General features: G+C 55.5%; 24 protein-coding genes, 2 tRNA genes and 2 pseudogenes. 14 read left to right on the top strand and 14 right to left on the bottom strand.

Going from position 1 to position 25,633, the window contains the following annotated elements; all coding sequences use genetic code 11:
• Positions 1 to 62: 62 nt before the first annotated feature.
• Genes wrbA through F3I15_RS07345 form a run of 3 tightly spaced genes read left to right on the top strand, consistent with a single transcriptional unit; the run spans position 63 to position 2,339 of the window.
• Positions 63 to 662, top strand: a complete 600-nt coding sequence (gene wrbA / locus F3I15_RS07355; RefSeq protein WP_065649652.1) for an NAD(P)H:quinone oxidoreductase — start codon at positions 63 to 65, stop codon at positions 660 to 662.
• A gap of 18 nt (positions 663 to 680) precedes the next feature.
• Positions 681 to 911, top strand: coding sequence for a YccJ family protein (locus tag F3I15_RS07350; RefSeq protein WP_039383674.1), 231 nt, complete (start codon positions 681 to 683; stop codon positions 909 to 911).
• Positions 912 to 965: 54 nt separating this feature from the next.
• Entirely contained in the window at positions 966 to 2,339 is a 1,374-nt protein-coding gene (locus tag F3I15_RS07345) for an NAD-dependent succinate-semialdehyde dehydrogenase (protein ID WP_150017286.1), read from the top strand.
• Between the two features lie 68 nt (positions 2,340 to 2,407).
• On the opposite strand, the gene agp is transcribed toward F3I15_RS07345, so the two are convergent.
• The 3 genes from agp to F3I15_RS07330 all read right to left on the bottom strand — a co-directional run bounded on the left by agp (position 2,408) and on the right by F3I15_RS07330 (position 4,474).
• Positions 2,408 to 4,033 (bottom strand): bifunctional glucose-1-phosphatase/inositol phosphatase, encoded by a 1,626-nt coding sequence (agp, locus tag F3I15_RS07340; RefSeq protein WP_150017285.1) that lies wholly within the window; start codon positions 4,031 to 4,033, stop codon positions 2,408 to 2,410.
• Between the two features lie 231 nt (positions 4,034 to 4,264).
• Positions 4,265 to 4,352: transfer RNA gene (locus F3I15_RS07335), tRNA-Ser, on the bottom strand.
• Positions 4,353 to 4,386: 34 nt separating this feature from the next.
• A tRNA-Ser gene (locus tag F3I15_RS07330) sits at positions 4,387 to 4,474 on the bottom strand.
• A gap of 223 nt (positions 4,475 to 4,697) precedes the next feature.
• On the opposite strand from F3I15_RS07330, the gene yccA reads away from it, so the two are divergent.
• The gene (gene yccA, locus F3I15_RS07325; protein ID WP_039383670.1) at positions 4,698 to 5,354 is read left to right on the top strand and encodes an FtsH protease modulator YccA; all 657 of its coding nucleotides are present in this window, start codon (positions 4,698 to 4,700) and stop codon (positions 5,352 to 5,354) included.
• Positions 5,355 to 5,454: 100 nt separating this feature from the next.
• A complete protein-coding gene (locus F3I15_RS07320) occupies positions 5,455 to 5,781 on the top strand; it encodes a TusE/DsrC/DsvC family sulfur relay protein (protein WP_150017284.1) in 327 nt (108 codons plus the stop codon).
• On the opposite strand, the gene yccX is transcribed toward F3I15_RS07320, so the two are convergent.
• Positions 5,782 to 6,060 (bottom strand): acylphosphatase, encoded by a 279-nt coding sequence (yccX, locus tag F3I15_RS07315; RefSeq protein ID WP_150017283.1) that lies wholly within the window; start codon positions 6,058 to 6,060, stop codon positions 5,782 to 5,784.
• Positions 6,061 to 6,145: 85 nt separating this feature from the next.
• On the opposite strand from yccX, the gene rlmI reads away from it, so the two are divergent.
• Positions 6,146 to 7,336 (top strand): 23S rRNA (cytosine(1962)-C(5))-methyltransferase RlmI, encoded by a 1,191-nt coding sequence (rlmI, locus tag F3I15_RS07310; protein ID WP_150017282.1) that lies wholly within the window; start codon positions 6,146 to 6,148, stop codon positions 7,334 to 7,336.
• Between the two features lie 59 nt (positions 7,337 to 7,395).
• Entirely contained in the window at positions 7,396 to 7,713 is a 318-nt protein-coding gene (gene hspQ, locus F3I15_RS07305) for a heat shock protein HspQ (RefSeq protein WP_150017281.1), read from the top strand.
• Positions 7,714 to 7,751: 38 nt separating this feature from the next.
• Here hspQ and F3I15_RS07300 read toward each other — a convergent pair whose 3' ends face one another.
• Positions 7,752 to 8,168 carry a CoA-binding protein gene (locus F3I15_RS07300; RefSeq protein WP_039383662.1) on the bottom strand — a complete coding sequence of 139 codons (417 nt, stop codon included), beginning with the start codon at positions 8,166 to 8,168 and terminating at the stop codon, positions 7,752 to 7,754.
• A 178-nt stretch (positions 8,169 to 8,346) separates the two neighbouring features.
• Here F3I15_RS07300 and F3I15_RS07295 point away from each other — a divergent pair, with 178 nt between their 5' ends.
• Positions 8,347 to 8,967: a DUF2057 family protein gene (locus tag F3I15_RS07295; protein ID WP_150017280.1), complete on the top strand. Its 621-nt coding sequence runs from the start codon at positions 8,347 to 8,349 to the stop codon at positions 8,965 to 8,967.
• 28 nt (positions 8,968 to 8,995) lie between these two features.
• On the opposite strand, the pseudogene F3I15_RS18190 reads toward F3I15_RS07295, so the two are convergent.
• Both F3I15_RS18190 and helD read right to left on the bottom strand, forming a co-directional pair.
• Positions 8,996 to 9,481, bottom strand: a pseudogene (locus F3I15_RS18190) (3'-5' exonuclease); the annotation flags it as partial.
• A 42-nt stretch (positions 9,482 to 9,523) separates the two neighbouring features.
• Positions 9,524 to 11,253 (bottom strand): annotated as a pseudogene (gene helD, locus F3I15_RS07285) (DNA helicase IV); the annotation flags it as partial.
• 123 nt (positions 11,254 to 11,376) lie between these two features.
• Here helD and F3I15_RS07280 point away from each other — a divergent pair.
• Both F3I15_RS07280 and yccS read left to right on the top strand, forming a co-directional pair.
• Complete coding sequence (locus tag F3I15_RS07280; RefSeq protein ID WP_150017277.1) at positions 11,377 to 11,820, top strand: YccF domain-containing protein; 444 nt, start codon at positions 11,377 to 11,379, stop codon at positions 11,818 to 11,820.
• A gap of 11 nt (positions 11,821 to 11,831) precedes the next feature.
• Positions 11,832 to 13,967 (top strand): YccS family putative transporter, encoded by a 2,136-nt coding sequence (gene yccS, locus F3I15_RS07275; protein WP_150017276.1) that lies wholly within the window; start codon positions 11,832 to 11,834, stop codon positions 13,965 to 13,967.
• 23 nt (positions 13,968 to 13,990) lie between these two features.
• Here the strand turns inward: yccS and F3I15_RS07270 are convergent, their stop codons facing one another.
• Entirely contained in the window at positions 13,991 to 14,593 is a 603-nt protein-coding gene (locus F3I15_RS07270; protein WP_150017471.1) for a TfoX/Sxy family DNA transformation protein, read from the bottom strand.
• A gap of 221 nt (positions 14,594 to 14,814) precedes the next feature.
• On the opposite strand from F3I15_RS07270, the gene sulA reads away from it, so the two are divergent.
• Together sulA and ompA are read left to right on the top strand one after the other, a co-directional pair.
• Positions 14,815 to 15,303, top strand: a complete 489-nt coding sequence (gene sulA / locus F3I15_RS07265; RefSeq protein ID WP_150017469.1) for an SOS-induced cell division inhibitor SulA — start codon at positions 14,815 to 14,817, stop codon at positions 15,301 to 15,303.
• A gap of 349 nt (positions 15,304 to 15,652) precedes the next feature.
• Complete coding sequence (gene ompA / locus F3I15_RS07260; protein ID WP_039383647.1) at positions 15,653 to 16,726, top strand: porin OmpA; 1,074 nt, start codon at positions 15,653 to 15,655, stop codon at positions 16,724 to 16,726.
• Between the two features lie 55 nt (positions 16,727 to 16,781).
• Here the strand turns inward: ompA and matP are convergent, their stop codons facing one another.
• Positions 16,782 to 17,246: a macrodomain Ter protein MatP gene (gene matP / locus F3I15_RS07255; protein WP_139074201.1), complete on the bottom strand. Its 465-nt coding sequence runs from the start codon at positions 17,244 to 17,246 to the stop codon at positions 16,782 to 16,784.
• A gap of 70 nt (positions 17,247 to 17,316) precedes the next feature.
• Here matP and F3I15_RS07250 point away from each other — a divergent pair, with 70 nt between their 5' ends.
• Together F3I15_RS07250 and fabA are read left to right on the top strand one after the other, a co-directional pair.
• Entirely contained in the window at positions 17,317 to 19,161 is a 1,845-nt protein-coding gene (locus tag F3I15_RS07250; RefSeq protein WP_150017275.1) for a Lon protease family protein, read from the top strand.
• Between the two features lie 67 nt (positions 19,162 to 19,228).
• Positions 19,229 to 19,747, top strand: a complete 519-nt coding sequence (gene fabA, locus F3I15_RS07245; protein WP_039383641.1) for a bifunctional 3-hydroxydecanoyl-ACP dehydratase/trans-2-decenoyl-ACP isomerase — start codon at positions 19,229 to 19,231, stop codon at positions 19,745 to 19,747.
• 60 nt (positions 19,748 to 19,807) lie between these two features.
• On the opposite strand, the gene rmf is transcribed toward fabA, so the two are convergent.
• The 5 genes from rmf to F3I15_RS07220 all read right to left on the bottom strand — a co-directional run bounded on the left by rmf (position 19,808) and on the right by F3I15_RS07220 (position 25,631).
• Complete coding sequence (gene rmf / locus F3I15_RS07240; protein WP_071668711.1) at positions 19,808 to 19,975, bottom strand: ribosome modulation factor; 168 nt, start codon at positions 19,973 to 19,975, stop codon at positions 19,808 to 19,810.
• A 267-nt stretch (positions 19,976 to 20,242) separates the two neighbouring features.
• Entirely contained in the window at positions 20,243 to 20,809 is a 567-nt protein-coding gene (gene pqiC, locus F3I15_RS07235) for a membrane integrity-associated transporter subunit PqiC (protein WP_150017274.1), read from the bottom strand.
• Positions 20,806 to 22,449, bottom strand: a complete 1,644-nt coding sequence (pqiB, locus tag F3I15_RS07230; RefSeq protein WP_150017273.1) for an intermembrane transport protein PqiB — start codon at positions 22,447 to 22,449, stop codon at positions 20,806 to 20,808. Before pqiB ends, pqiC begins: the two co-directional genes overlap by 4 nt.
• Positions 22,421 to 23,707: a membrane integrity-associated transporter subunit PqiA gene (pqiA, locus tag F3I15_RS07225; protein WP_150017272.1), complete on the bottom strand. Its 1,287-nt coding sequence runs from the start codon at positions 23,705 to 23,707 to the stop codon at positions 22,421 to 22,423. The genes pqiB and pqiA overlap by 29 nt, the downstream gene beginning before the upstream one ends.
• Before the next feature lie 16 nt (positions 23,708 to 23,723).
• Complete coding sequence (locus tag F3I15_RS07220) at positions 23,724 to 25,631, bottom strand: ABC transporter ATP-binding protein (protein WP_150017271.1); 1,908 nt, start codon at positions 25,629 to 25,631, stop codon at positions 23,724 to 23,726.
• Positions 25,632 to 25,633: the final 2 nt, after the last annotated feature.

The raw sequence follows: 25,633 nt of genomic DNA, 5'->3' as shown, positions 1-25,633 counted from the left end.
GGCAGCCCGCGCATGCTCTTCTATACTCTTTTTACTTATCTTACCGGGAGGTTAGAACCACAATGGCAAAAGTTCTGGTGCTCTATTACTCAATGTATGGACATGTGGAAACCATGGCGCAGGCGGTTGCAGAAGGCGTGCAGCGCGTCAGCGGAGCCGAAGTGACTATTTTGCGCGTGCCGGAAAGTATGGATGCGGCGCGTTTTGCTGAGGTTGGCGGCAAGGTCGATCAGCAGGCAGCTGAGGCAACGCCGGACGATCTGACGCAGTATGATGCCATTATCGTCGGCACTCCGACCCGCTTTGGCAACATGTCAGGCCAGATGCGCAACTTCTGGGACCGTACCGGCGGGCTGTGGGCCTCGGGCGCACTGCACGGAAAACTGGCCAGCGTGTTTACTTCCACCGGTACCGGCGGGGGTCAGGAACTGACGATAACGTCAGTATGGACTACGCTTGCTCATCACGGCATGGTCATTATTCCGATCGGCTACGGCACCAAAGAGATGTTTGATATCTCACAGGTGCGCGGCGGAACGCCTTATGGTGCATCGACGCTGGCAGGCGGCGATGGTTCACGCCAGCCTACGCCTGAAGAGCTGCAAATTGCCCGCTATCAGGGTGAACATGTCGCCACTCTGGCGGTAAAACTCAAAGGATAAATTCAACAGGAGATCATTATGTCTACAGACCAGTCCAGAGCACATCGCGTCGGCGAATGGGCGAAAATTCGTCAGACGTCCCCGGAAATTGCAGAAGCGATCTTTGAAGTTGCCAATTACGATGAAAAACTGGCAGAGCAGATCTGGGAGCAGCAGGGCAATGATGATGTGCTGATGCGCGCTTTTGATAAAACCGATCAGGATGTTCTGACCTGGGACAACGTCCCTGTCGAGCGCAAAAACGTGTGAGAACCGGCGGGCATAGCCCGCCTTTTTTTATGGTAACACCAACAGGGGGACGCGATGACGGCTTACCAGAGCATCAATCCGGCAAATAATCAGCTGCTGAAAAACTGGGAGGCGCATGATGACGCCCGGGTGCAACAGGCGCTTGAAACCGCAGATGCGCTCTACCACTCAGCCTGGAGCAAAGGTGACATCCAGCCACGCCTCCGGGTGCTGAGCCGCCTGGCCGATCTCATGGAGCAGCGCAAAGAGGAGCTGGCCACCATAGCGAGTCGCGAAATGGGCAAGCTGATTGGTCAGAGCCGGGGTGAAGTCAGCGTCTGCATCAGCATTGCACGTTATTACGCTGAGCATGCCGCTGCTTTTCTGCAGCCTCAGCCCTATGCCAGTGAAATCGGGGAAGCCTGGGTGGAGTATCATCCGATTGGCGTTATCGTTGCGGTTGAGCCATGGAACTTCCCGTATTATCAGCTGATGCGTGTTCTGGCACCTAATCTGGCGCTGGGTAATCCGGTACTGGCAAAACATGCCAATATTGTGCCGCACTGCGCGGATATCTTTGAGCAGCTGGTACGTGAAGCGGGTGCACCAGAAGGTGCCTGGAGTAACCTGTTTATCTCCAATGAGCAGGTGGCGGATCTTATCGCTGACGATCGCGTTCAGGGCGTGGCGCTGACCGGCTCTGAACGTGCCGGCAGCGCGGTTGCACAGCAGGCGGGCAAACATCTGAAAAAATCCACCCTTGAACTGGGCGGCAATGACGTCTTTATTGTTCTGGACGATGCTGACCTGGATGAAGCGGTACGCCAGGGCGTGCAGGCACGTCTGAGCAACTGCGGACAGGTCTGCACCGCTGCCAAACGGTTTATTGTGCATGCGCAGATCGCCGGGGCGTTCACGAGCAAATTCAGCGCCGCGCTGCAGTCCGCTGTGCCGGGCGATCCGCTGGATGAGAAAACCACGCTCGGACCGCTCTCTTCCCTTGATGCGCGCGATCGGCTGGCGCGACAGGTTGAAGAGGCGGTAGAGCATGGCGCAGAACTGCGTTTTGGCGGGCGCATTATTGAAGGCGTCGGATGCTATTATCAGCCCACTCTGCTGACCGGCCTGACGCCCGATAATCCCGCTTATTATCAGGAGTTTTTTGGCCCGGTTGCGCAGCTCTATATCGCAGAGAGTGATGAGGCTGCCGTGGCGCTGGCGAACGATTCGCACTATGGCCTTGGCGGCTCCATCTGGACGCGGGATATTGCGCGCGCGCGCCGGCTGGCGTCACAGATTGAGACCGGTATGGTGTTTATCAATTCACAGAGTGATACTGCAGCTGAGCTGCCCTTTGGCGGGGTAAAACGCTCCGGTTACGGACGTGAACTTTCCGATCTCGGTCTGAAAGAGTTTGCCAATCAGAAACTGGTGGTTATTGCCGGCTGACGACCCAAAAAAACCCCGCCAGAGCGGGGTTTTTTATAGCCTGCTGCCGGTTAACCTGCAGTAGCAGGTTACTGAGCTGGCTTCGCTTCAGCGGCGGATTTGCCGGCTGCCGCCTCCGGCTGTGCGTTTTGCGCTGCAGCCGCATCAGCTTTCGCTTTGTCTTCTGCTGCTTTGTCCGCTTTCGCCTTATCAGCAGCTGCTTTATCTGCGGCTGCTTTGTCCGCTTTCGCTTTATCCGCAGCGGCTTTATCTGCGGCTGCTTTGTCCACTTTCGCCTTATCCGCAGCGGCTTTATCTGCAGCTGCTTTGTCCGCTTTCGCCTTATCCGCAGCCGCCTGTTCAGCTTTAGCGTTATCGTCAGCCGGTTTCTCTGCGGCAGCGGCGTCCGGCGCATTGTCTGCAGCCTGCTGCGGCTTCGCTTCCTGCGCGGCCGCAGGCTGCATAGGCGTCCCCTGCAGTGCGCTGTTCAGCGCCGCAGAGAACTGATCCCAGCTGCAATAGCCGTTGGCATCAGTATCACAGCCGGCAAGCTGCAGCGTGACACGTTTTGGTGGGTTTTTGAGGCTCAGCACATCTGCGTTACGCAGCTGATCGGCTGTCTGATAGACATACTCTATTTTCAGCAGATCTTTGTTATTTTTGCCATCGTGCCAGCGTTCAAATACAACCTGTCCGCCGATAGGGGTTTTCTCGTCGTTGCCCGGCAGAGTGTAAGGCTTCACCTGCAGTGCGCTGAGCAGCGAGGCGATATTTGAATCGTGCCCTACCATCAGCGTCACTTTAGGTGCGCTGGCCTTATCTTCATCAACCAGCTGGCTGCGGATGTAATCCACCAGCGGTGCAGCAACTTCACGTGCAACCTCTGGCGAGCTGAAGAGCGCATCCTGATAACCGTTTTTAACTGACGCCAGCTCTTTCCACTGCTCAGGCGTTTTAATCTGCCCCCAGGCAACCTGCTCGGCCGGGAAACCTTCGTAATATTGCAGCGTGAACGCATCAACAAGGGAATTACCGATTTTCAGCGGGCCGCTGACGCCTGGCTCTTTGCCGTTATCTGCGCTGAAAGTGTTATCACCGCTGTCCAGCGTGCACTGCTTTTTACCATTGCAGGCAGGCGACGATTTATAATCAACAATCTTTTCCAGGCGCTGCAGCGCAGGCTTCAGGGCCAGCTTCTCATTCTCTGCCGTCATCGCCGCCAGCGCTTTTTTGTTAAACGCTTCGCTGTCATCGGTAATCACCGGATTAAAGATGGGATCCATCGTTCCCATGGCATCCTGATGCGTTACCGCAACGTCACAGCCAGGAAAGGCACCAGCAGCAAAAAACTGTGCGGTCGCAACGGTGCGCTGCAGGCTATTTGCATAAATGAAAACATCGCTGGTGTCCGGACAATTGCCGCCAGCCAGCAGCCCCTGCTGCGTCAGCCACTGACGGGTGTATTTACCCATGTAGACTTCCAGCACGCCACCTTTGGTGGTGAGTTCACCGCCCGGCACATCCCATTGCGGCCAGCTCTTTTTAGTGGATTGCTCCAGTGCGCTACCGTTTGTCGCCAGCGGCGCACGCAGATTGTGACGGCTCAGCATCAGCACCTGCTGAAGCTGCATATCCCCTTCTGCTGCGGTCGCTGACAGGCTTACCGGAAGCGCCGCAACAACTGACAACGCGCAAAGACTCAGTTTTTTGATCATTGTGCCCATTCCATAATTCATCAGTGAAACACTCTGGCATTCAAACGATTAGCCCGCCAAAGAGCGAATTACTGCACAGTGTAACTCAGCTTGATGGCGAAAATCGCCCGCTGTTTATAAAAACTGTGAATGGACTATAGCAGTAAACGTCAGGGCTGGAGCAGCAGGAAGGTTCGGGAAGGGAAAGCGTAAAATGCAAAAAGCCCGCATCGCTGCGGGCTTCTTTAAATTTGGCGGAGGAAGAGAGATTCGAACTCTCGGATGGTTTCCCATCGGCGGTTTTCAAGACCGCTGCCTTAAGCCACTCGGCCATCCCTCCGGATACAGGTTGTACTTTATCTGCAGAGATAAAGTGGCGGAGGAGGAGAGATTCGAACTCTCGGATGGTTTCCCATCGGCGGTTTTCAAGACCGCTGCCTTAAGCCACTCGGCCACCCCTCCGCAATGAGGCGCACTATAAACATCCCCCAGGATGATGTAAAGCGGTGAATGAATCGTTCGGCTGAAAAACAGCCAGATTTGTTTTTTTCGCCGTCAAAAACAGCATTCTGCTCACTGAAACAGCAATTTATCGCGTAAAGATGGGTAAAACGCCTTTGCTGTTCCGATCCCGCTGCGTATTCTCAGCGCATGTAAGGTGTCCTCTCTCTTTAAGGAGTAAATGATGGACAAAATTATCAGCTCATCACAGCAACAATCTCTGATCGGCACTCACAAAGTCCTGCGTAATACCTATTTTCTGCTCGGCCTGACGCTGGCGTTTTCTGCAGTGACCGCCACGCTGAGCACGGTCTATGCACTCCCCTCACCCGGCTTGATCCTGATGCTGGTAGGTTTTTATGGTTTGATGTTTCTGACCTACCGTCTGGCAAATAGTCCGGCCGGAATAGCAGCAGCGTTCGCTTTCACCGGCTTCCTCGGCTACTGCCTGGGGCCTATCCTCAGCTCGTTTCTGAGCGCGGGCATGGGCGATGTTATTGCCATGGCGCTGGGCGGCACGGCACTGGTCTTCTTCTGCTGTTCAGCCTATGTACTGACTACCCGCCGCGACATGTCATTCCTTGGCGGTATGATGATGGCAGGCTTTGTCGTTCTTCTGGTTGCGGTCGTAGCCAATCTGTTCCTGCAGCTGCCGGCCCTGCATCTGGCTATTAGCGCGCTTTTCATTCTCTTCTCTGCAGGGGCCATTCTGTGGGAGACCAGTAACATTATTCATGGTGGCGAGACCAACTATATCCGCGCGACCGTTGGACTCTACGTCTCTCTCTATAACATCTTTGTCAGCCTGCTGAGCCTGCTGGGTTTCGCTAACCGCGACTAACGCTGCAGCGCACAAAAAGCAAACCCCGCTCCGGCGGGGTTTTTGCTTTTTCAGGCGGCGGGAATTTACAATACGCGCAGATAACAGATGAGGAAAACGCGTGATTGTTAACGGCAGTGAGATTGTAACGGATGCAGAAGGTTATCTGACTAACCACGCAGACTGGTGTGAAGAGGTAGCGCTGGCGATCGCCGGGCAGGAAAACATTGAGATGAGCGAGGCTCACTGGGAGGTCGTCCACTTTGTACGCGACTTCTACCGGGAATTTAACACCTCGCCTGCAGTACGCATGCTGGTAAAGGCGATGGCGAAAAAGTATGGCGAGGAAAAAGGCAACAGCCGCTATCTGTTCCGCCTCTTTCCGGACGGCCCGGCAAAGCAGGCGACAAAAATTGCCGGCCTGCCTAAACCGGCGAAGTGTCTCTGATCAGCCAGTGGTAAAGCTGGCCGGTCGTTCGGCCGGCTCACAGGACCCGGTCACGACGTTGTCCACCCGCGCACTGCGCGGCCCGCCTGCCTGAAGCCAGCTGATTAGCGTTTCGACCTGCTGTTCCGGACCGCAGGCCAGCACTTCGACGCTGCCATCGGACTGATTGCGGGCGTAACCGGTCAGGCCCAGCGCTTTCGCCTGCTGCTGGGTGTGATAACGAAAGCCCACGCCCTGTACCATGCCATATACCCGGATTGTGCAGCTGCGTTCAGCCATAGTACCTTTCCCCTATTCCGCGTTGCAATTTGGTGCCATCCGCCGGAAAATAGCGCCTCATTTTTTCAGGTAAGCATAGCAAACTATGACCGTTCGATTGATTCTCACCAGGGGACGTGAAAAATCCCTGCTCCGCCGTCATCCCTGGGTCTTTTCCGGCGCCGTAGCGCGCATGGAAGGCAAAGCGCAGTCTGGCGAAACTATTGATATCTGCGACAGCTCTGGCAAATGGCTGGCACGTGCCGCTTATTCACCGGAGTCGCAAATTCGCGCACGCGTATGGAGCTGGCAACAGGATGAATCAATCGATATCGCCTTCTTTGTTCGCCGTTTAGAGCAGGCGCAAGAGTGGCGTGACTGGCTGGCGACCCGAGACGGACTCGACAGCTATCGCCTGATCGCCGGCGAATCAGATGGTATGCCCGGCGTAACCATCGATCGCTTTGGTCATTTTCTGGTACTGCAGCTTCTGTCGGCAGGAGCAGAATATCAGCGGCCTGCCATTGTCTCGGCGCTGCAGCAGTGCTATCCGGAGTGCGCTATCTACGATCGCTCCGACGTCGCCGTGCGTAAGAAAGAGGGGCTGCCGCTGGCACAGGGCCCGGTGAGCGGCGAACTGCCGCCTGCCCTGCTGCCTATTACCGAACACGGTATGAAACTGCTGGTAGATATTCAGGGCGGCCACAAGACCGGCTACTATCTTGATCAGCGCGACAGTCGTTATGCCACCCGTCGCTATGCGCAGGACGCGCGCGTGCTTAACTGCTTCTCTTATACCGGCGGATTCGCCGTTTCGGCACTGCTCGGCGGCTGTCGCGAAGTGCTGAGCGTGGATACCTCACAGGATGCGCTGGACGTAGCAAAACAGAACGTTGAGCTAAACGGGCTCGATGTGTCGCGGGCACAGTTCCTGCGGGATGACGTTTTTAAACTGCTGCGCCGCTATCGTGATGCAGGCGAAAAGTTTGATCTGATTATTATGGATCCGCCTAAATTCGTTGAGAACAAAAACCAGCTGATGGGCGCCTGCCGTGGCTATAAAGATATCAATATGCTGGCGATGCAGCTGCTTAATCCAGGCGGTATCCTGCTGACGTTCTCCTGCTCCGGCCTGATGGCTACAGATTTATTTCAGAAGATTGTGGCCGATGCGGCGCTGGATGCCGGACGTGATGTACAATTTATAGAGCAGTTCCGTCAGGCGGCCGATCACCCGGTAATAGCCAGTTATCCGGAAGGTCTCTATCTGAAAGGTTTTGCCTGCCGCGTACTGTGACTTGAAAACCCGATTCCTGCCCCCATATCTGGTGGCAGGTAAAGTTTTGGGAGGTCGCAATGATTGCCAGTAAATTTGGAATTGGACAGCAGGTCCGGCATCGTCTTTCTGGCGTGCTGGGTGTCATCGTCGATGTTGACCCTGAGTATTCGCTGGATGAGCCGGAACTGGATGAAGTTGGTGCAATGGAAACGCTGCGTGCCGCCCCTTGGTATCATGTGGTGATGGAAGATGAAGAGGGCGAACAGGTTCATACCTACGTTGCAGAAGTGCAGCTGGCAGGTGAAACGCTGTTCGAGCATCCAGAGCAGCCCTCTATGGATGAGCTGGCCGCTTCTATCCGGCAGCAGTTGCAGGCACCCAGCCTGCGACATTAATTATATCGGCGACGCAGGTCGCCGTTTTATCATCTGATTCAGGCTGGCGTAATATTCAGCCGCGGGATCTCAATCTTCGGACAGCGATCCATTATCACCGTCAGGCCAGCATCACTTGCCAGCACTGCCGCCTGCTCATTGATAACGCCGAGCTGCAGCCACAGCGTTTTCGCGCCAATGGCAATAGCGTCCTGAGCTACTTCCCATGCCGCCTCAGCATTACGGAATACATCTACCATATCGACTTTACCGGGGATCTCTGCCAGTGAAGCGTAGGCGGTCTGCCCCATCAGCTGCTGCCCGGCCAGTTTAGGGCTCACCGGAATCACCTCATATCCCTGATCCAGTAAATAACGCATCACGCCATAGCTGGGACGAGCAGGTTTGTCGCTGGCTCCCACCAGTGCGATACGACGGGTATTCATCAGCACATCACGTATCGTTTGATCGTTCATTCATTTCCCCCTTCTCTTTATTGCCAGAGTGTAGCTGCCCTTTCCGCGCGCGGCGCAAGCTGCAAAGATGAAATGTTTGCGCCAGGGCACGAATAAATATGTTTAAATGTAAATTTAGTGCCATAATGAAATACTTTGCTACACATCACTGATTACCCGCCATATTTCGGGAGTAGAAATGAAGCTGTCACCGGCTGTTACAGGCATTATTGCGCTGCTTGTCACAGCATCCTGCCCCGCCATTACGCTTAAACTCGATCCGCAGATTGATTTGCTGGTGCTGGACGGGCGGAAAATTGCCGGCTCACTATTAAAAGGCGCAGACAGCCTTGAGCTGGAACAGGGGCAGCATCAGTTTCTGTTTCGCGTTGAGAAACCCTGTCCCGACGCAACCCATTTCCAGTCAGTACCGATGATCGTCACGTTTACCGCGGAAGCACACTCTGTGGCCATCCACCTGCCCTCGCTGAACAGCCGGCGTGAACGCAGCACGTTTAATAAACTCCTGAACTTCAGGCTGATTGATGAGCGGGGCACAGAAATTGCCAGCCTGCGCGATCGTCTGCCGCAGAGCGGCAGCGGTGACATGATGCAGGCGATGATGGCTTACAACCGCGCAGCACAGACGGCATCCGTACTGCGCTTTGCTGCTCCTTCGGCGGCAGCCGTAAGCGAAAACCCCGATTTTGCCTGGCAGGATGCCAGCGATTTGCCCTCAATACAGCGCTGGTTTAAACGCTTTGATGCAGCAACCCGGCAAAAGCTACTGAGCTGGATGAAAACGTTACGCACCAGCTAGCGCCTCGCTTTTCCTGGCGCTGTCAGGCTCAGGCTTTACGCGCTACCGGTACACCCAGCTCACGCAGCTGTTCAACAAAGCGCGACGGACAGGCTTTATTAAACAGCAGCCACACCTGTTCACGTGCCCGCGTCATAGCCACATAAGCGAGGCGCCGCTCTTCCGCATCGGGAAAATCTTCCACGGGTGGCAGCAGCCCCTCCTCCAGCACCGACTCACGCGCCGGAGCCGGAAAGCCATCGGCTCCCTGATGGAGGCCGGTCAGAATAACGTACTCCGCCTGCTGACCTTTACTGGCATGGATTGTCATAAACTCCAGCTGTAATCCAGGCCAGCGCGTTTTTGCCCGGTCCAGCAGCGCCGGACGCAGATGATGATAGCGCGCCAGCAGCAAAATCCTCTCTTCCGATTTCGCAAATCCGCTGAGTTTATCCAGCAGCCCCTCCAGCTGATCGTCCGGCAGCAGCGTTACCGCTTTTTTACTTCCTTTGTTCAGACTGGTAAGCGTTTTTTTNACTCCAGCTGTAATCCAGGCCAGCGCGTTTTTTTTTTGTCCAGCAGCGCCGGACGCAGATGATGATAGCGCGCCAGCAGCAAAATCCTCTCTTCCGATTTCGCAAATCCGCTGAGTTTATCCAGCAGCCCCTCCAGCTGATCGTCCGGCAGCAGCGTTACCGCTTTTTTACTTCCTTTGTTCAGACTGGTAAGCGTTTTTTTCAGCTGGTGCGGATTTTGCTGGATAAAACTATTGGCAATGTCAGCAATTCGGGCATTAAAGCGATAGGTGGTATCCAGCACGCAGCTGTCGCCGTCGCCAAAATAGTGGTGAAAAGCGGTAGTCAGATTGAGCTTAGCGCCGCTGAAGCGGTAGATTGCCTGCCAGTCATCGCCTGCAGCAAACAGGCTGGTATGAGCATTTTGCGCGCGCAACGCCTTTAAAAGTGCGGCACGCTGCGGCGAGACATCCTGAAACTCATCGACCAGAATATGCTTCCAGGGACTGATAAAACGTCTTTTTTCCAGCACCTCTGTCGCCTGCTGGATCAGGCCGGCAAAATCAACGGCACCCTCCGCTTTAAGCGCACTTTTCCAGGCTTTCAGCAGCGGCGCCATCAGTTTTATCCGCTTACTGAAGCTATCGCGCCACGCTTCCGGAACGGCCGCGATCGTTTCCGCCTGATTACCGCTCTGCATCCGCAGCAGGCCCAGCCACTGCTCAAGACGCGGCACCAGCCGCTGCGCAATGGCGCTGTCCTGCCAGAATGCGCCGTCCGGCAACGTCCACGCCAGCTCCTCCTCCAGCCACTGACGCCAGCCGCTGGCCTGCGCCTTTTTAGCCGCACACTGCTCGCGCCAGCTCTCCAGCAGCAGCTGGCGACGGGCAGCGCTGTCACTCTCCAGCTGGCTGATAACCGGCGGCTTGCGCCCACTCTCGCGAATAATATGCAGCGCCAGCGCATGAAAAGTACGCGCCTGCAACGCCTTTACATTGAGTTGCGTGTCCAGGCGTTGATTTATCTCTTCTGCAGCCTCCCGGCCGAATGCCAGCAGCAGTATCTGGTCAGGATGAGCCAGTCGCCGCTGCAGCAGCCAGCCGGCACGGGCCACCAGCACGGCGGTTTTACCACTGCCTGCACCCGCCAGGACCAGCAATGTCTCTTCACCATTGACCACCGCTTCTGCCTGCGCACGATTAAGCGGTGAGTGCTCAACCGTAGCGAAAAAATCCGGATTGGCCTGAATCACCTGTTCGCTCCAGCGGCGATTACGCTGGCGAATTGTGGCTTCGCCCTGCTCCAGCCACTGCCGGCAGCGATGCCAGCGTTCACGACAGTTATCCAGCGCCTCCAGGCGCGCCAGCGGCAGCGGCAGTGCCTTAATTGTCTCGTTAACCCGGGTAAGGATAGCGGCCAGCTCACTTCGCTTCAGCCAGCGATCCTCTGCGGTCAGCTGCGAAATATGCAGCAGCAGCTCATCCAGCACGCCCGCACTGATATGGCTCATTTCAGCGCTCCACTGCTGCCAGGCGTGCTGCAGATAGTGATAAAAACGCTGCGTCTCCTGCCACTCTGTACCATGCAGCCGCACCACCTGATTCTCCGCCAGCAGAAACTCCAGTTCGCCCCATACCAGGCCGCGTTTGCAGCTGATATCCAGCAGCTGATTAAACGGAATAAGGTATTCATGACGATCGCCGCTGACTTCAACACCGGCAGTCAGCAAACGCACCCGGTTGTAAGGATGCTGCGCCAGACGTTTACCCATTGCTGTTGCTTTCAGTTCCATGTCCGCATCATCAGGTGAAATTCAGTTATTGCGCAGTTTACCTGTCAGACACTTGGCGCTCCAGCCTTAAAACAGGCTAAACTTGGCGTCACATATTGCGGATTGCAAAAGGAAAAACGCGTTATGCGCACCGTACTTAATATTCTGAATTTTATCCTTGGCGGCTTTCTCACTACGCTTGGCTGGCTCTTTGCCACGCTGGTCAGCATCGTACTGATTTTTACGCTGCCGCTGACGCGCTCCTGCTGGGAAATCACAAAACTTTCGCTGGTCCCGTTCGGCAATGAAGCGGTTCACGTTGATGTACTGCGTCCTGACAGCAAAAGTGCGTTTCTTAACGCTGGCGGTACATTTTTGAACATCTTCTGGCTTATTTTCTTTGGCTGGTGGCTCTGCGTAATGCATATCTCAACCGGAATTATGCAGTGTCTGAGCATTATCGGTATTCCCACCGGGCTGGCGCACTTTAAGCTGGCTGCGATTTCACTCTGGCCGGTTGGCCGTCGGGTGGTCAGCGTGGAAGAGGCGCAGGCAGCGCGTGAAGCTAACGCGCGCCGTCGCTACTGAGGATTCGGTTTATGTCCGACGCTATGCCCGCCTGGCGCCGCTATCTGTTTAACAGCAGCCTGCGCTATCTGCTGCGTATTTTTCTGGCGCTGTCGGGCTGCGCCGCGTTTCCCTGGTGGCTGCAGCAGGTAGAGTGGACTATTCCGCTTACGCTGGGCGTGGTCGCTGCTGCGCTGGCCGATCTTGACGATCGCTGGACAGGCCGTCTGCGCAATCTGATCATCACCCTGTGCTGCTTCTGTATCGCGTCGGTCTCTGTTGAGCTGCTTTTCCCCAGCCCCTGGGCGTTCGCTGCCGGCCTGGCGCTCTCAAGCTGGGGGTTTATCCTGCTGGGCGCGCTTGGCCAGCGTTATGCGACTATCGCGTTTGGTGCCCTGCTGATTGCGGTATATACCATGCTGGGTATCGGGCTCTTTCCAGAATGGTGGATGCAGCCCGCGCTGCTGCTGGCGGGGGCGCTCTGGTACAACCTGCTGACCTTTATTGGGCACCTGATGTTTCCGGTGCGGCCCGTTCAGGAGCAGCTGGCGGCCAGCTTTTCCCAGCTGGCGCGTTATCTTGAGGCGAAAGCCAACCTGTTTGACCCGGATGGTGGTGAGCAGGATGATGCCGCTCTGATTGCCACCGCAATGGCTAACAGCCAGTTAGTCGCGCAGCTGAATCAGACTAAAAATACCATTCAGAGCCGGCTGCGCGGCGATCGGGGTTCGCGCAGTACCCGCCGCAGCCTGCATTACTATTTTGTGGCGCAGGATATTCATGAGCGCGCCAGCTCTTCGCACATACAGTATCATCAGCTACGAAATAACTGGCGTTACAATGAGATCCTGTTCCGTTTTCAGCGTCTGCTGAATATGCAGGCGCAGGCGTGTCGCCAGCTGGCTGAAACGATCGTACTGCGCCAGCGCTGGCATCACAGCAGCCATTTCGAGCGGGCTTTTGCACGCCTTGAGACGGCCCTTGAGCGACTGCAGCAAAGCGACCCCGATGCCGGACATACTGCCCCGCTCTACTGGTTATCGCGTAATCTGCGTGCCATTGATGCGCAACTTGCTTCGCTTGCTTCAGAACAGCAGCTGTTTGAGATGCCGTTGCAGAGTGAGCACCATCTTTCGCGTGACACGCTGCGTGGCTGGTCCGATATACGTCTGCGTCTGAGCCGTCACCTTACGCCCGCCTCTCCGCTGTTTCGTCACGCCATCCGAATGTCGCTAGTGCTCTGTATAGGTTATGCCTTTATTCAGATTACCGGGCTGCAGCGCGGTTACTGGATACTGCTTACCAGCCTGTTTGTCTGTCAGCCCAACTATAACGCCACGCGTCGCCGGCTGGCGCTGCGTATCGGGGGGACGCTGGCAGGGGTGGCAATCGGGCTGCCGGTGCTGTGGCTGGTGCCCTCGGTAGAGGGGCAGCTGCTGCTGATCGTCCTCAGCGGCGTGCTGTTTTTTGCTTTCCGTCAGATTCAGTATGCGCAGGCCACGCTGTTTATTACCCTGCTAGTACTGCTCTGCTTCAATTTGCTGGGTGAAGGCTTTGACGTGGCCCTGCCGCGTATTGTTGATACGCTTCTGGGATGCGGACTCGCCTGGCTGGCGGTGGCGTTTGTCTGGCCTGACTGGCGTTTTCGCAAGCTCACCACCATAGCCGATCGCGCGCTGAATGCTAACTGCCGCTATCTGGATGCCATCATGGAACAGTATCATCAGGGCAAAGATAACCGGCTGGCTTACCGGGTCGCACGCCGGGATGCGCACAACGCTGACGCCGAACTCGCCTCTGTGGTATCGAATATAAATAGTGAGCGCCGGGCAGAGCAGACGCTGCGGGAGCACGCCTTCAGACTGCTCTGTCTTAATCACTCGTTTCTGAGCTATATCTCAGCGCTGGGCGCACATCGCACCCGCTTAACACCGGGGAAACTGCTCACGCTGCTTGATGACGCCGTCTGTTTTGTTGAGGATGTTTTACAGATTGAGTGCGTGACGAACGAACGGGTAGCCGCGATGCAACATACGCTTCAGCAGCGCATCGGCGAACTGAAAACCAGCTCTGAAGCCCAGGCACCGTTGATTTTGCAGCAGCTCGATTTACTGATCACACTGCTGCCTGAGATCGCCCGCCTGCGCCGCGCTCTGGCGCAGGCCTGAAACAGTAACAGCGGCTCTCGGGTTTACCGGCGTAGCCGCTCCTGATACCAGCTGCTCAGCGCCTCTTTTACGTCAGCCGGAAGCGCCGCCTGATGATGGCCAGAGATCGCCCCTTCAAGTGCCAGCAGCGTTTTCAACCCGACATGCTTGTTGACGCTGCGCAGCTTAAGCCAGCTCTGTCGTGACCCCATTTCCTGCAGCGATTCCACCGAACTGATCCCCGCTTTATGCAGCATCAGCTCCATACGCAAACTGAGATTAGGAAGATCTTTGAGCCGCAGCGAAATATGTTTTACTGCGGCATCAGCCTGTGCCGCCTGCAGGGAGCTGGCTGACAAACGGATCAGCTGCCCCCTGTCCTGCCATAGCTGCTGATCAACTTTGAAGTAGCTCAGGGTGACAGGGATGCCGCGCTTACGGTAAACCAGCGGCTCCAGCGGCCGCTGAACGGTATAAAGCCGCAGCGCCTCACTGGCGCGCAGGTAGAGCGTGTCATTATCGATATAGGCGAACACCACGCGCTCAATGGCCAGAGCATAGCCGCCAAACTGCGTACGCGACTCTATATCTCCCAGAACCGACAGGGCGTCGATCGATTGTTCTACTACCTCATTTTTTCGCTTTATCATGTCCCTTTTCCTCATTCCTTGTGCAGGGTATTTCCTATAAAACAGTGACTATTCATTCAGTTAGAAGATAAAAAAAACGATTTACTGATTCAATGAATAAAACGCCTTTGGTGCCATCTTCTGCCAGTTTTGAGAGACATTTTCAGAAAATGAAGTTGATCTCTGTTAATTTAAACAGTACTGTACATTCATCCAGTTCACTACTGAGCGAGTATATTATGCGCACGCATTTCTCTGGCCCTGTTGATCGTTCCTCCTGGTTAGCGCCTTCCACTGCAGTTCAGCCGTCAATGGGCGGTATAACGGAATTACGCTACAGTGAGCATCCTGGCATGATGCAATTGCTTCTGCTTCCGGTGCTCAAACAGCTGAGCGAACAGTCACGCTGGCAGCTTTGGCTGACGCCGACGCACAAAGTGAGCCGCCGCTGGATCCAGCAGGCTGGTCTGCCGCTTGAGAAAAGTATGCATATTACTGAATCAGATCGGCTCAGTACGGTTGAGAATATGGTGAAAGCGCTGCGTACCGGAAATTACAGCGTAGTGCTGGCGTGGATACCGGAGCTGCATGAAACTGAGCGTCAGATGCTGCAGCAGGCAGCAGAAGAAGGCGAAGCTTTGGGTCTGATTATGCGACCGGAAGAAGCTGATATCATTTCTGCCAGACAACCCGGAAGCACAAAAATTCCCTCGGATTTGTTTCATTAAGTAAAAAGTGAGATTTATCTCAGCTTTTTTTTCCGGCCTGTTGCCGCTAAGCTACTGATAATGTTCCCGCCAGTCAGGACAAGGGCTTAGCTGCAATTCTCTATTTACAGAACGAAAATTTTGCCCCGTCAATTGTTAAAATGTGTGTATTTACACCTGTTTTTTTACCTGCTCACCTCACATCATACTTGTAAGTTTTCAATCTCGTTGTAGACTTTAGCTCGCCAGGGTGCTCAATAACCTCCGTTTTTTCGGTAGAGTCATAAGCGAGCGTTCAGACCCGGCGAAGGATTACAACCAAGAGCAACCTTTTTGCTCATTGCCTATTTGGATGATAACGAGGCGCAAAATGAAAAAGACAGCTATCGCAATTGCAGTGGCACTGGCTGGCTTCGCTACCGTAGCGCAGGCCGCTCCTAAAGATGACACCTGGTACACCGGTGCTAAACTGGGCTGGTCTCAGTATCACGATACTGGTTACTACGGTAACGGTTACGCGAACAACGACGGTCCAACTCACGAATCTCAGCTGGGCGCAGGTGCTTTCCTGGGCTATCAGGCGAACCCATACCTGGGCTTCGAGCTGGGCTATGACTGGCTGGGCCGTATGCCTAACAAAGGCGACAACATCAACGGCGCATTCAAAGCGCAGGGCGTTCAGCTGGCAGCTAAACTGAGCTACCCAATTGCTGATGACCTTGACGTGTACACCCGTCTGGGTGGCATGGTATGGCGTGCAGATTCTACCCAGAACAACACTCTGACCGGCGAACGCCGCAGCGACCACGACACCGGCGTTTCTCCGCTGGCTGCAGTGGGTGTTGAATACGCAGTGACCAAAAACTGGGCAACCCGTCTGGATTACCAGTGGGTTAACAACATTGGTGATGCAGGTACCGTTGGCGCGCGTCCAGACAACGGCATGCTGAGCGTAGGCGTTGCATACCGCTTCGGTCAGGATGAAGCTGCTGCACCAATCGCTGCACCAGCTCCGGCACCAGCTCCGGTTGTTGAAACCAAGCGTTTCACTCTGAAATCTGACGTGCTGTTCACCTTTAACAAATCTACCCTGAAGCCAGAAGGCCAGCAGGCTCTGGATCAGCTGTACAGCCAGCTGAGCTCAATGGATCCTAAAGATGGTTCCGTTGTGGTTCTGGGCTTTACCGACCGCATCGGTTCAGACCAGTACAACCAGAAACTGTCTGAGAAACGTGCTCAGTCTGTTGTCGACTACCTGGTATCTAAAGGTATTCCGGCTAACAAAATCTCTGCACGTGGCATGGGCGAATCCAACCCGGTTACTGGCAACACCTGTGACAGCGTGAAAGGCCGTAATGCCCTGATCGACTGCCTGGGTCCAGACCGTCGCGTTGAGATCGACGTGAAAGGCATCAAAGACGTTGTAACTCAGCCACAGGCTTAAGTTATCGCGTAAAAAAAACCCCGCTCCGGCGGGGTTTTTTGTTTCTGCTGCCTGCTTACTTTTTGTTCTCTTCACTGCCTAAGATGGCCTGCAGATCCTGCTTTAACGTAGACATCTGGCTGGCATATTTCTCTTTCCGTTCGGCGTCTTCAATCAGCTGTACAATTGTTTCAGAGAGCGTGCAGTGGCGGCGCTGCGCCAGACCCGCCAGCCGTTGCCACACCAGATACTCTAAATCGATCGATTTTTTACGCGTATGCTGGTGTTCAGCATTAAAGTGACGCTTGCGGCGGGCACGTATGGTTTGCTTCAGGCGATTTTCCAGACCGGGATGAATATGCTGCGCAATCCACTGGTTCACCTCAACCGGCGTATTTTCCAGCGCAAGCAGCGCGTCAACCGCAGCCTGTGCCGCGCTGAGTTCCAGATAGCGGGTGATCAGCTCCCCCTCCCGATGTTTTTTCACCAGGTATTTCCATTTCCATCCACTTTCCAGATTTTCAAGCTGCTGGTATTTCATCGGAATCCCACCGTGACCACGTAACAATCTAAGAATAACAGCTTTTTTACTCGATGCAGCAACGAAAAACATGTCGCTTCTGTCACACCCACTACCGGAACTCGCCGTGATAAACCCGGTTGTATCCTGTATAATCACGCTTTTCCTAAATCAGACTAATGCGAATATTTTGACCAGCAACCAACTTACGTGGCAAGCCCTGCAGCCAGATAGCACCCCCTGGCAGACCCTTTTTTCAACGGTTTCACTGAAAGATAGCGATAGCCTTGCCGCGGTTCAGCCGCGTTTGCTGAATGCGCTGGCGCATTTACACCATCAGTCTGCGGGTTTTCCGCTGCTGCTGTTACGCAGCCAGGAAAATAGCGACTATCTCGCCTGGATTGCCGAAGCCGCACGGCGTTTTCAGCCTGATGCCGGGCAGCTCTATGGCGGTGACTATCATGTGATGGGCGACACCGTTACGCTGCTGCCGCCTTCAGACATCAACCGTCCTTTTACCAGCAGCGGCGGCGTATTTTATGCTGACTGGATCGAAGCAGAGCAGCTGTTTGGCTGCGTGCGCAAGTATAAAGATCGCGTGATGCCGGAGCCCGGGCTGCTGCATCGCGCCAACGGCGGTACGCTGATCCTGTCTATTAATACGCTGCTGGCACAGCCCCTGCTCTGGCTGCGTCTGCGCCGGTGTATTGAACTGCAGCGGTTTGAGTGGTATTCGCAGGATGAGCGACAGCCCCTGCCGGTGACAATTCCGGCTCTGCCGCTCAGCGTCCGGCTGGTTCTGTGCGGCGATCGCGATGCGCTGGCCAGTTTTCAGGAGCTGGATGCCGAAGTGCACGAAATGGCGCTCTACAGTGAGTTTGAAGAGAACCTGCAGATTGCTGATGAGAGCGATATGCTCAACTGGTGTCAGTGGGTTCTGACGCAGGCAGCACGGGCAGATCTTAATGCTCCGGAGGCTGATTTCTGGCCACCGCTGCTGACGGAAGCGGTACGTTTTTCCGGCGATCAGGATACGCTGCCGCTCTGTCCGCGCTGGCTGAGGCGACAGCTGCATGAGGCCGCCCTGCACGGCGACATCATTAATGGTGAAGCGCTGACGGAGGCACTTGAAGCGCGCCAGTGGCGGGAAAACTACCTGACTGAACGCATGCGCGATGAGATCCTGCTAAATCAGATCATGATTGAAACAGACGGCGAGGTTATCGGACAGATCAATGGCCTGTCGGTTATTGAGTTTCCGGGGCACCCGCGCGCCTGGGGTGAGCCGTCGCGTATTACCTGCGTGGTGCATCCGGGCGATGGCGAACTCAACGACGTGGAGCGTAAAGCTGAGCTGGGCGGTAACATCCATGCCAAAGGCATGATGATTATGCAGGCCTACCTGATTGCTGAGCTGGAGCTCGATCAGCCACTGCCCTTCTCTGCTTCGATGGTGTTTGAACAATCTTACTCTGAGGTAGATGGTGACAGCGCCTCGCTGGCAGAGCTGTGCGCGTTGATCAGCGCGCTGGCCAATCAGCCGCTGAGCCAGCAGATTGCGGTGACCGGCTCTGTTGATCAGTTTGGCAATGTGCAGCCGGTCGGTGGCCTCAATGAAAAAATCGAAGGATTTTTTCATGTCTGCCAGGCGCGTGAGCTGACCGGTAAACAGGGCGTTATTCTGCCTGCCTCTAACGTGCGTCATCTCAGTCTTAGTCAGGAGATCGTTGACGCGGTGAAAGCAGGAGAGTTCCATCTCTGGGCGATTGACCGTATTGATGAAGCCCTGCCGCTGCTGACCGGCGTGGCGTGGCAGAGTGAGAGCGGTGAATCGCTGCTGACTATGATTCAGACCCGCATTACGCAGTTTAACCAGCAGGAATCTGCACCCCGTCCATGGCCATTACGCTGGCTCAACTGGTTTAACCACAAATAGGGGCATTGCCCGGCGTACAACTGTTCGCTAATATTCGGGCTTCACTAAAAGAAGGCATATTGAGAACATGGTAGATAAACGCGAATCCTATAGCAAAGAAGACCTGGTTGCCTCAGGTCGCGGCGAACTGTTCGGCGAAAATGGGCCACCGCTGCCCTCTGACAACATGTTGATGATGGACCGTGTGGTCAAAATGACCGAAGATGGCGGTAACTTCGACAAAGGTTTTGTTGAAGCTGAACTGGATATTCGTCCCGATCTCTGGTTCTTCGATTGCCATTTCAAAGGCGATCCGGTTATGCCTGGCTGTCTGGGCCTGGATGCCATGTGGCAGCTGGTTGGTTTCTATCTCGGCTGGTTAGGCGCGGAAGGCAAAGGCCGTGCGCTGGGCGTGGGCGAAGTGAAGTTTACCGGTCAGGTGCTGCCAACAGCGAAAAAAGTGACCTATAAAATTCACTTCAAGCGCGTAATCAACCGCAAGCTGGTGATGGGTGTTGCAGATGGTGAAGTCTTTGTTGACGGTAATCTGATCTACACCGCTACCGATCTGAAAGTCGGTCTGTTTAAAGATACCTCTGCATTCTGATCCTGCTTAACAAAACCTCCGCCGCGGCGGAGGTTTTCCCTTTGCTGACATCCGGCAGGGCTACGCCACCGCCGACCTGTCCTCCATGGCCTGACGCCAGCCTCCCAGCCAGTGAGACCGCGCATCGATCAGTTGATAGGGGCACAGCTCCTTAGAGCGGCCAGTAATGCCGGCCTGATAACCGCGTGAATGTGCACGTTCTAAACGGTCTCTCTTCTGTCTCTTCATACCGCGTTTCCCTCATTTCAGGTCTGGTGGAATCTGGTGGAAAGAAAGAGTGGCGAATTAATGTTCAGCCACAGTAAAGTTCTAACCCCAATGCGCAGAAAAAGCAATGCGCAAAATTCACGCCAGCGTCACGGGTTTGCCGTTAAAATGACATAAAGAAATGTCAAAGCAGTGTCTATGTTTCTGATTAGGCAAAAAAAAGCCCCCGATCTCCGGCGCAGCGTTGCTACGAAGAATCAGGGACTTAGCAATGATCTAAACCAATTCCTAATTTAGCGAAGCCACACTGTTCGCGATCTGCTGTGCGGTCTGCTGCCAGCCTGCGGCCAGCGTGCGGACCAGTGCATCATAACCATCCTCATTTTGCGGCAACGTCAGACTAAAGCTGCGCTTGATTAACCGATCCTGATGCTGCAGCAGCCATTCGCCGCTCACCACAACCCGACCGTCGTAACGTCCCTGAAAACCACTTACGCTGACGTTAAGCGTATCGTAGCCCTCTCCATGCGGTGACGCGGCGACCACGCGGTCCGGCAGCGCCTGACTCAGATTAGCAATCAGCGTCTGCTGCAGCTGCTGATCGAGCGGGCTGGCCCAGAGATTATTGGTGGCAATAACATATTTGACATCGCTGGTCTGATAAACCAGTCCGTTGCCTGCCAGATAGTCAGGCACGTTCACATGTTCTACCCACAGCATCGGCTGGCTGCTGCCCGCGCTGCTGGCGACGCGTACCGTACTGCTGCCTGCCGGCAGCTGATAGTAGGTGGTGTCGATGGTTGTGCTGCACCCTGCCAGCAGCAACATAGCTCCTGCGATGATGGCTTTTTTCACTGTTTCGCCCTCTTTGGCTGCGGATCCTGGCCTGGCTTCGCTTCAAATACCAGGGCATTGCTTTTCGCGTTCAGCGTTTTCAGCACCGGCTGCAGCTCACGCAACACCTGATCAAGCCGCTGCATATCTCCCACCAGTTTGTTGTACGCTGGCGATCCCGGCTGCAGCCCTTTCATGCTGCGGTTGAGTTCGCGCAGCGTCTGCTGCATATCAGCAGGCAATGTTTTCATTGCCGGACTGCCGGTGAGCTGGTTGAGATTGTTCAGCGTACTCTGCAGCTGACGCAGCGTGCGCTGACTCTCTTTCAGTGTGCCGGTCGCCTCATTAATCATCGGATTAAGCGGCAGCGCGTTGATCTTATCCAGCGCCGCCATCAGCTTCTGCTGGATCTGGCTAAGACCACCGCTGACGGTCGGGATCACCTCCAGGCCTGCCACGCTGTTCGGTCCTTTATAGGCCGGCGCTTTATCGTAGAAATCGAGATCGACAAACAGCGCGCCGGAGAGCAGGTTGCCGGTTTTCAGCGTGCCGCGCAGGCCACGTTTCTTCCCATCCTGCAGATGCTGCTCCAGATTAAAATCACTGCCCAGTCGTGCGGTAAAGCGATCGGGTTCAATGCGGATCAGCACCGGCACGCGATAATCTGTGTTCAGCGCCTGGTCCATACCCGGGATCATATAAGGCACCTGGGCGACGGTTCCAAGGCGAATACCGCGGAACTCAACCGGTGCACCCACCTGCAGGCCGCGAATCGAATCACTGAAGAACATCAGGAAATCAGTGTGTCGGGTATAGAGTGAATCCTGAATGCTGCGCTGATCGTCATAAAGATGATAATCCGCTTTGTTCTGTGCGACCTCACCCAGATCCCAGCCATCCGGTACGTCAAAACTGACACCGCCGCTAAACAGCGTAGTCAGAGAGCCCATCTCCACGCGCATCCCCGAAGCAGACATATCAACGGCAATGCCGCTGTCTTTCCAGAAACGCACATTCGTGGTCACCAGCCGGTCATAAGGCGCAGTGATAAACAGCTGGTAGGTCATCATACGTTTGTCAGTATCAAAGGTGCTGGTTTCCACCGTGCCGACGCGGTAACCGCGGAACAGCACCGGATCGCCCGGATTGAGCTGACCCGCTTTGTTACTGTCGAGCACTATGCGGATCCCTTTCGCATCCGGTGGTGCCAGCGGCGGTGAGTCGAGCAGCTGATAATGTTCCGGCTGTTCGCCTTTCGCACCGGGCTGCAGCTCGATATAGGCGCCTGAAAGCAGTGTGCCAAGACCGGTGATCCCTTCGCGTCCGACCTGCGGTTTAACCACCCAGAACACGCTGTCTTTATAAAGCAGCTTCTCCATGCCGGCGTTCAGACGGGCTGTGATCTCGACATGATGCAAATCGTCGGTCAGCACCGCACTCTCTACGGTGCCCACGTCCACGCTGCGGCTTTTGATGGTGGTTTTACCCGCCACGATGCCTTCGGCGTTTTCGGTGATCAGCGTCACCAGCGGCCCCTGATGGCTGAAGTGATAAAAAAGGATCCACCCGCCGATTAATAGCGTAACGATGGGTACGATCCAGACTGGCGACCAGCGTTTGATCTGATCGACCTTAGCAGTCCCGTGATTGTTGTCCGTCAAGACGCGGCTCCTTACGTTCAGTTTCCTGTTGGCGATCCCAAATCAGACGCGGATCGAATGTAATAGCGGCAAACATGGTTAATATCACCACCAGGGCAAAGAGCAGCGCTCCCGGTGCGGGATAAACGTTCATCAGCTGTCCCATACGCACCAGCGCAGAGAGCACGGCAATAACAAACACATCGATCATCGACCAGCGGCCAACAAACTCCACCACTTCGTAAACCAGATTCATTTTTTCGCCATCCCGCTGACCGCGCCCGCTGGCGTGCCAGCAGAGCCAGCCAATAGCGACCATTTTCAGCGAAGGCACCATAATACTGGCGATAAAAATCACCAGTGCAACGGGCCAGGAACCATCGCTCATCAGCAGGATAACGCCGCCCATGATCGTAGAGGGATACTGTGAACCCAGCGTCTCAGTGACCATGATCGGCATAATATTGGACGGGATATAGAGCATAACGGAGGTCAGCAGCAGCGCCAGCGTCCACTGCAGGCTATGCCTGCGGCGCGGTGCTGCGGCTACCCCGCAGCGATCGCAGCGCGGCTGCGTCGCCGGCAAAATAGCCGTACAGCAGGGGCAGCTGCGCAGTCCCTGCTGCAGACCACTTTTTCCCGCCTGAGGCGTAAACGGCAGCGCGGGCAGCGCGTCGATTTGTTGCCAGACCCAGCGCCGATCCACACACTGGAACGCGCGCAGCTGCAGCAGGCAGAACAGGCACCAGGGCCAGAAGCTGCTGCCTAAACCGATCTCGCCATACGCCATCAGCTTGACGAAGCTCACCAGCACGCCGGCCATAAAGATCTCTGCCATGCCCCAGCTGCGCAGCTGAAAAAGAATACGCGCCAGTCCCCGCCGCAGCGGATGCGGCAGAGCAATCTGGTTTACCAGCAGCAAAATCGTCACCATGCAGAAAGCCGGGATACCCTGCACAAACAGCAGAAACAGGGAAGCCAGGCTGCGGTAATCCTCCCGCACCATGACGCGCGGGATCTCCGGCAGCGTAATGCGGCTGGAGAGGCCGGCGACGTGCATATCGATAAACGGAAACAGGTTGGCCAGCACCAGCATAAACAGCGCCGCCAGCGCATAGCCGGTAGGACGTCTGCGCGGTTCATGCCAGTTCGCCAGCAGCTGCGTGTGGCAGCGCGGGCAGCGGGCACGGCTGCCCGCCGGCACAGCGGGCAGCCTGACGGTTAAATCACACTGTGGACAGAGCATCCACTGCTGCGCCTGTGGCGACGTTGCGCACATGCCCTTTTCCTCTGTGTTATGCGCCGTTTTTCAGCGCTTCCAGCTCTTCCCAGCGGGCAAAGGCGGTTTCCAGCTCCTGCTCCGTCTGCGCCAGCGTATCCAGCACCGGCTGCGTTTTTTCATGCGGCTGACTGAAGAAATCGGGATGGCTCATCTGCGCCTGCAGCTCACCAATCCGCGCTTCCAGCTGCTCCAGCTTTTGCGGCAGCTGTTCCAGTTCACGCGTCAGGTTATAGCTTAGCTTGCCTGCGCTGCGTTTGACGGTTTCATTTTTTTCAGCCGTTTTCACCGGTGCGGAAACCGGCGGGGCAACGCGTGTCTGTTTGTACGCCGCGCGCTGCTGCTGCGCATCATGATAGCCACCCACAAATGCACCCACTTCGCCGTTGCCTTCAAAAATCCAGCATTCGGTAACGGTGTTATCCACAAACTGGCGATCGTGGCTGACCAGCAGTACGGTGCCCTGATATCCGTCGACCAGCTCTTCCAGCAGCTCCAGCGTTTCAACGTCCAGATCGTTGGTCGGTTCATCGAGGATCAGCAGGTTGCTCGGCTTCAGGAACAGCCGCGCCAGCAGCAGGCGATTGCGCTCTCCGCCCGACAGCGCGCGTACCGGCGTCATGGCGCGTTTCGGATGGAACAGAAAGTCCTGCAGATAACCCAGTACGTGACGGGGTTTACCGTTGACCATCACCTCCTGTTTGCCTTCTGCGAGGTTATCCATTACGGTCCGATCCGGATCGAGTTCAGCGCGATGCTGATCGAAATAGGCAATTTCAAGCTTAGTGCCGCAGTGCACCCGTCCGCTGTCCGCTTTCAGCTGCCCCAGCATCAGGCGCAGCAGCGTGGTTTTTCCGCAGCCGTTAGGACCAATCAGCGCAATTTTATCGCCGCGCTGGACCTGGGCTGAAAAGTCTTTAACCAGCGTTTTGCCTTCCACGCCGTAGTTTACGTGCTCCAGCTCAAAGACAATTTTTCCGGAGCGGGCCGCTTCGCCGACCTGCATGTTGGCTTTGCCCATTACGTCACGACGCTCGGAACGTTCGCGACGCAGCGCTTTCAGTGCCCGCACGCGGCCTTCATTGCGGGTACGACGCGCCTTGATCCCCTGACGGATCCACACCTCTTCCTGCGCCAGCTTGCGGTCAAATTCAGCATTCTGCATCTCTTCAACCCGCAGCGCCTCCTCTTTACCCACCAGGAACTGATCGTAATCTCCCGGCCAGGAGACCAGCTTGCCGCGATCGAGATCGACAATGCGCGTTGCCATATTGCGGATAAACGAGCGGTCATGCGAAATAAACACGATGCTGCCGGTAAAGGTTTTCAGGAACGTTTCCAGCCAGTCGATGGTTTCAATATCGAGGTGGTTAGTAGGCTCATCCAGCATCAGCACGCGTGGGTTACTGACCAGCGCCCGGCCCAGGGCCGCTTTACGCAGCCAGCCGCCGGAGAGCGAAGAGAGTTCTGTATCAGCCTGCAGGCCAATCTGCTGCAGAACATCGTTGATACGGCTGTCGAGCTGCCAGAGATTCTGGTGATCGAGAATCGTCTGCAGCCGCCCCATTTCATTGAGGTTTTTCTCGCTTGGATCCTCCATCACTTTGTGCGAAATGGCGTGATAGGCTTTAAGATGCTCCGCCTGTTCCGCCACGCCCTCAGCGACAAAGTCATACACCGAACCGGTAATGTTACGCGGCGGATCCTGCTGCAGGCGCGAAACGATCAGGTCCTGCTCATAGATGATACGCCCATCATCCAGCGGCTGTTCACCGTTGATGATTTTCATTAATGTGGATTTACCGGCACCGTTACGGCCCACCAGACAGACGCGTTCGCCCTCTTCGATGTGCAGTTCGGTATTATCCAGCAGCGGTGCGTCGCTGAATGAGAGGTAGGCACCATGGATACTGATCAACGACATAT

This window comes from Pantoea sp. M_9, from assembly GCF_008631385.1.
GTDB lineage: Bacteria > Pseudomonadota > Gammaproteobacteria > Enterobacterales > Enterobacteriaceae > Pantoea > Pantoea eucrina.
The sequence above is the reverse complement of the archived record's forward strand: the minus strand, read 5'-3'. Positions and strand labels throughout refer to the sequence as shown.

Excerpts from the sequence above, each read along its gene's own strand:
- F3I15_RS07280 (WP_150017277.1), top strand. The coding sequence starts at position 11,377 with ATGCGCACCGTACTTAATATTCTGAATTTTATCCTTGGCGGCTTTCTC.
- ompA (WP_039383647.1), top strand. The coding sequence starts at position 15,653 with ATGAAAAAGACAGCTATCGCAATTGCAGTGGCACTGGCTGGCTTCGCT.
- F3I15_RS07300 (WP_039383662.1), bottom strand. The coding sequence starts at position 8,168 with ATGAACGATCAAACGATACGTGATGTGCTGATGAATACCCGTCGTATC.
- wrbA (WP_065649652.1), top strand. The coding sequence starts at position 63 with ATGGCAAAAGTTCTGGTGCTCTATTACTCAATGTATGGACATGTGGAA.
- hspQ (WP_150017281.1), top strand. The coding sequence starts at position 7,396 with ATGATTGCCAGTAAATTTGGAATTGGACAGCAGGTCCGGCATCGTCTT.
- F3I15_RS07250 (WP_150017275.1), top strand. The coding sequence starts at position 17,317 with ATGTCGCTTCTGTCACACCCACTACCGGAACTCGCCGTGATAAACCCG.
- yccA (WP_039383670.1), top strand. The coding sequence starts at position 4,698 with ATGGACAAAATTATCAGCTCATCACAGCAACAATCTCTGATCGGCACT.
- agp (WP_150017285.1), bottom strand. The coding sequence starts at position 4,033 with ATGATCAAAAAACTGAGTCTTTGCGCGTTGTCAGTTGTTGCGGCGCTT.
- matP (WP_139074201.1), bottom strand. The coding sequence starts at position 17,246 with ATGAAATACCAGCAGCTTGAAAATCTGGAAAGTGGATGGAAATGGAAA.
- F3I15_RS07350 (WP_039383674.1), top strand. The coding sequence starts at position 681 with ATGTCTACAGACCAGTCCAGAGCACATCGCGTCGGCGAATGGGCGAAA.
- rmf (WP_071668711.1), bottom strand. The coding sequence starts at position 19,975 with ATGAAGAGACAGAAGAGAGACCGTTTAGAACGTGCACATTCACGCGGT.
- F3I15_RS07345 (WP_150017286.1), top strand. The coding sequence starts at position 966 with ATGACGGCTTACCAGAGCATCAATCCGGCAAATAATCAGCTGCTGAAA.
- yccX (WP_150017283.1), bottom strand. The coding sequence starts at position 6,060 with ATGGCTGAACGCAGCTGCACAATCCGGGTATATGGCATGGTACAGGGC.
- pqiA (WP_150017272.1), bottom strand. The coding sequence starts at position 23,707 with ATGTGCGCAACGTCGCCACAGGCGCAGCAGTGGATGCTCTGTCCACAG.
- F3I15_RS07220 (WP_150017271.1), bottom strand. The coding sequence starts at position 25,631 with ATGTCGTTGATCAGTATCCATGGTGCCTACCTCTCATTCAGCGACGCA.
- fabA (WP_039383641.1), top strand. The coding sequence starts at position 19,229 with ATGGTAGATAAACGCGAATCCTATAGCAAAGAAGACCTGGTTGCCTCA.
- sulA (WP_150017469.1), top strand. The coding sequence starts at position 14,815 with ATGCGCACGCATTTCTCTGGCCCTGTTGATCGTTCCTCCTGGTTAGCG.
- yccS (WP_150017276.1), top strand. The coding sequence starts at position 11,832 with ATGTCCGACGCTATGCCCGCCTGGCGCCGCTATCTGTTTAACAGCAGC.
- rlmI (WP_150017282.1), top strand. The coding sequence starts at position 6,146 with ATGACCGTTCGATTGATTCTCACCAGGGGACGTGAAAAATCCCTGCTC.
- F3I15_RS07295 (WP_150017280.1), top strand. The coding sequence starts at position 8,347 with ATGAAGCTGTCACCGGCTGTTACAGGCATTATTGCGCTGCTTGTCACA.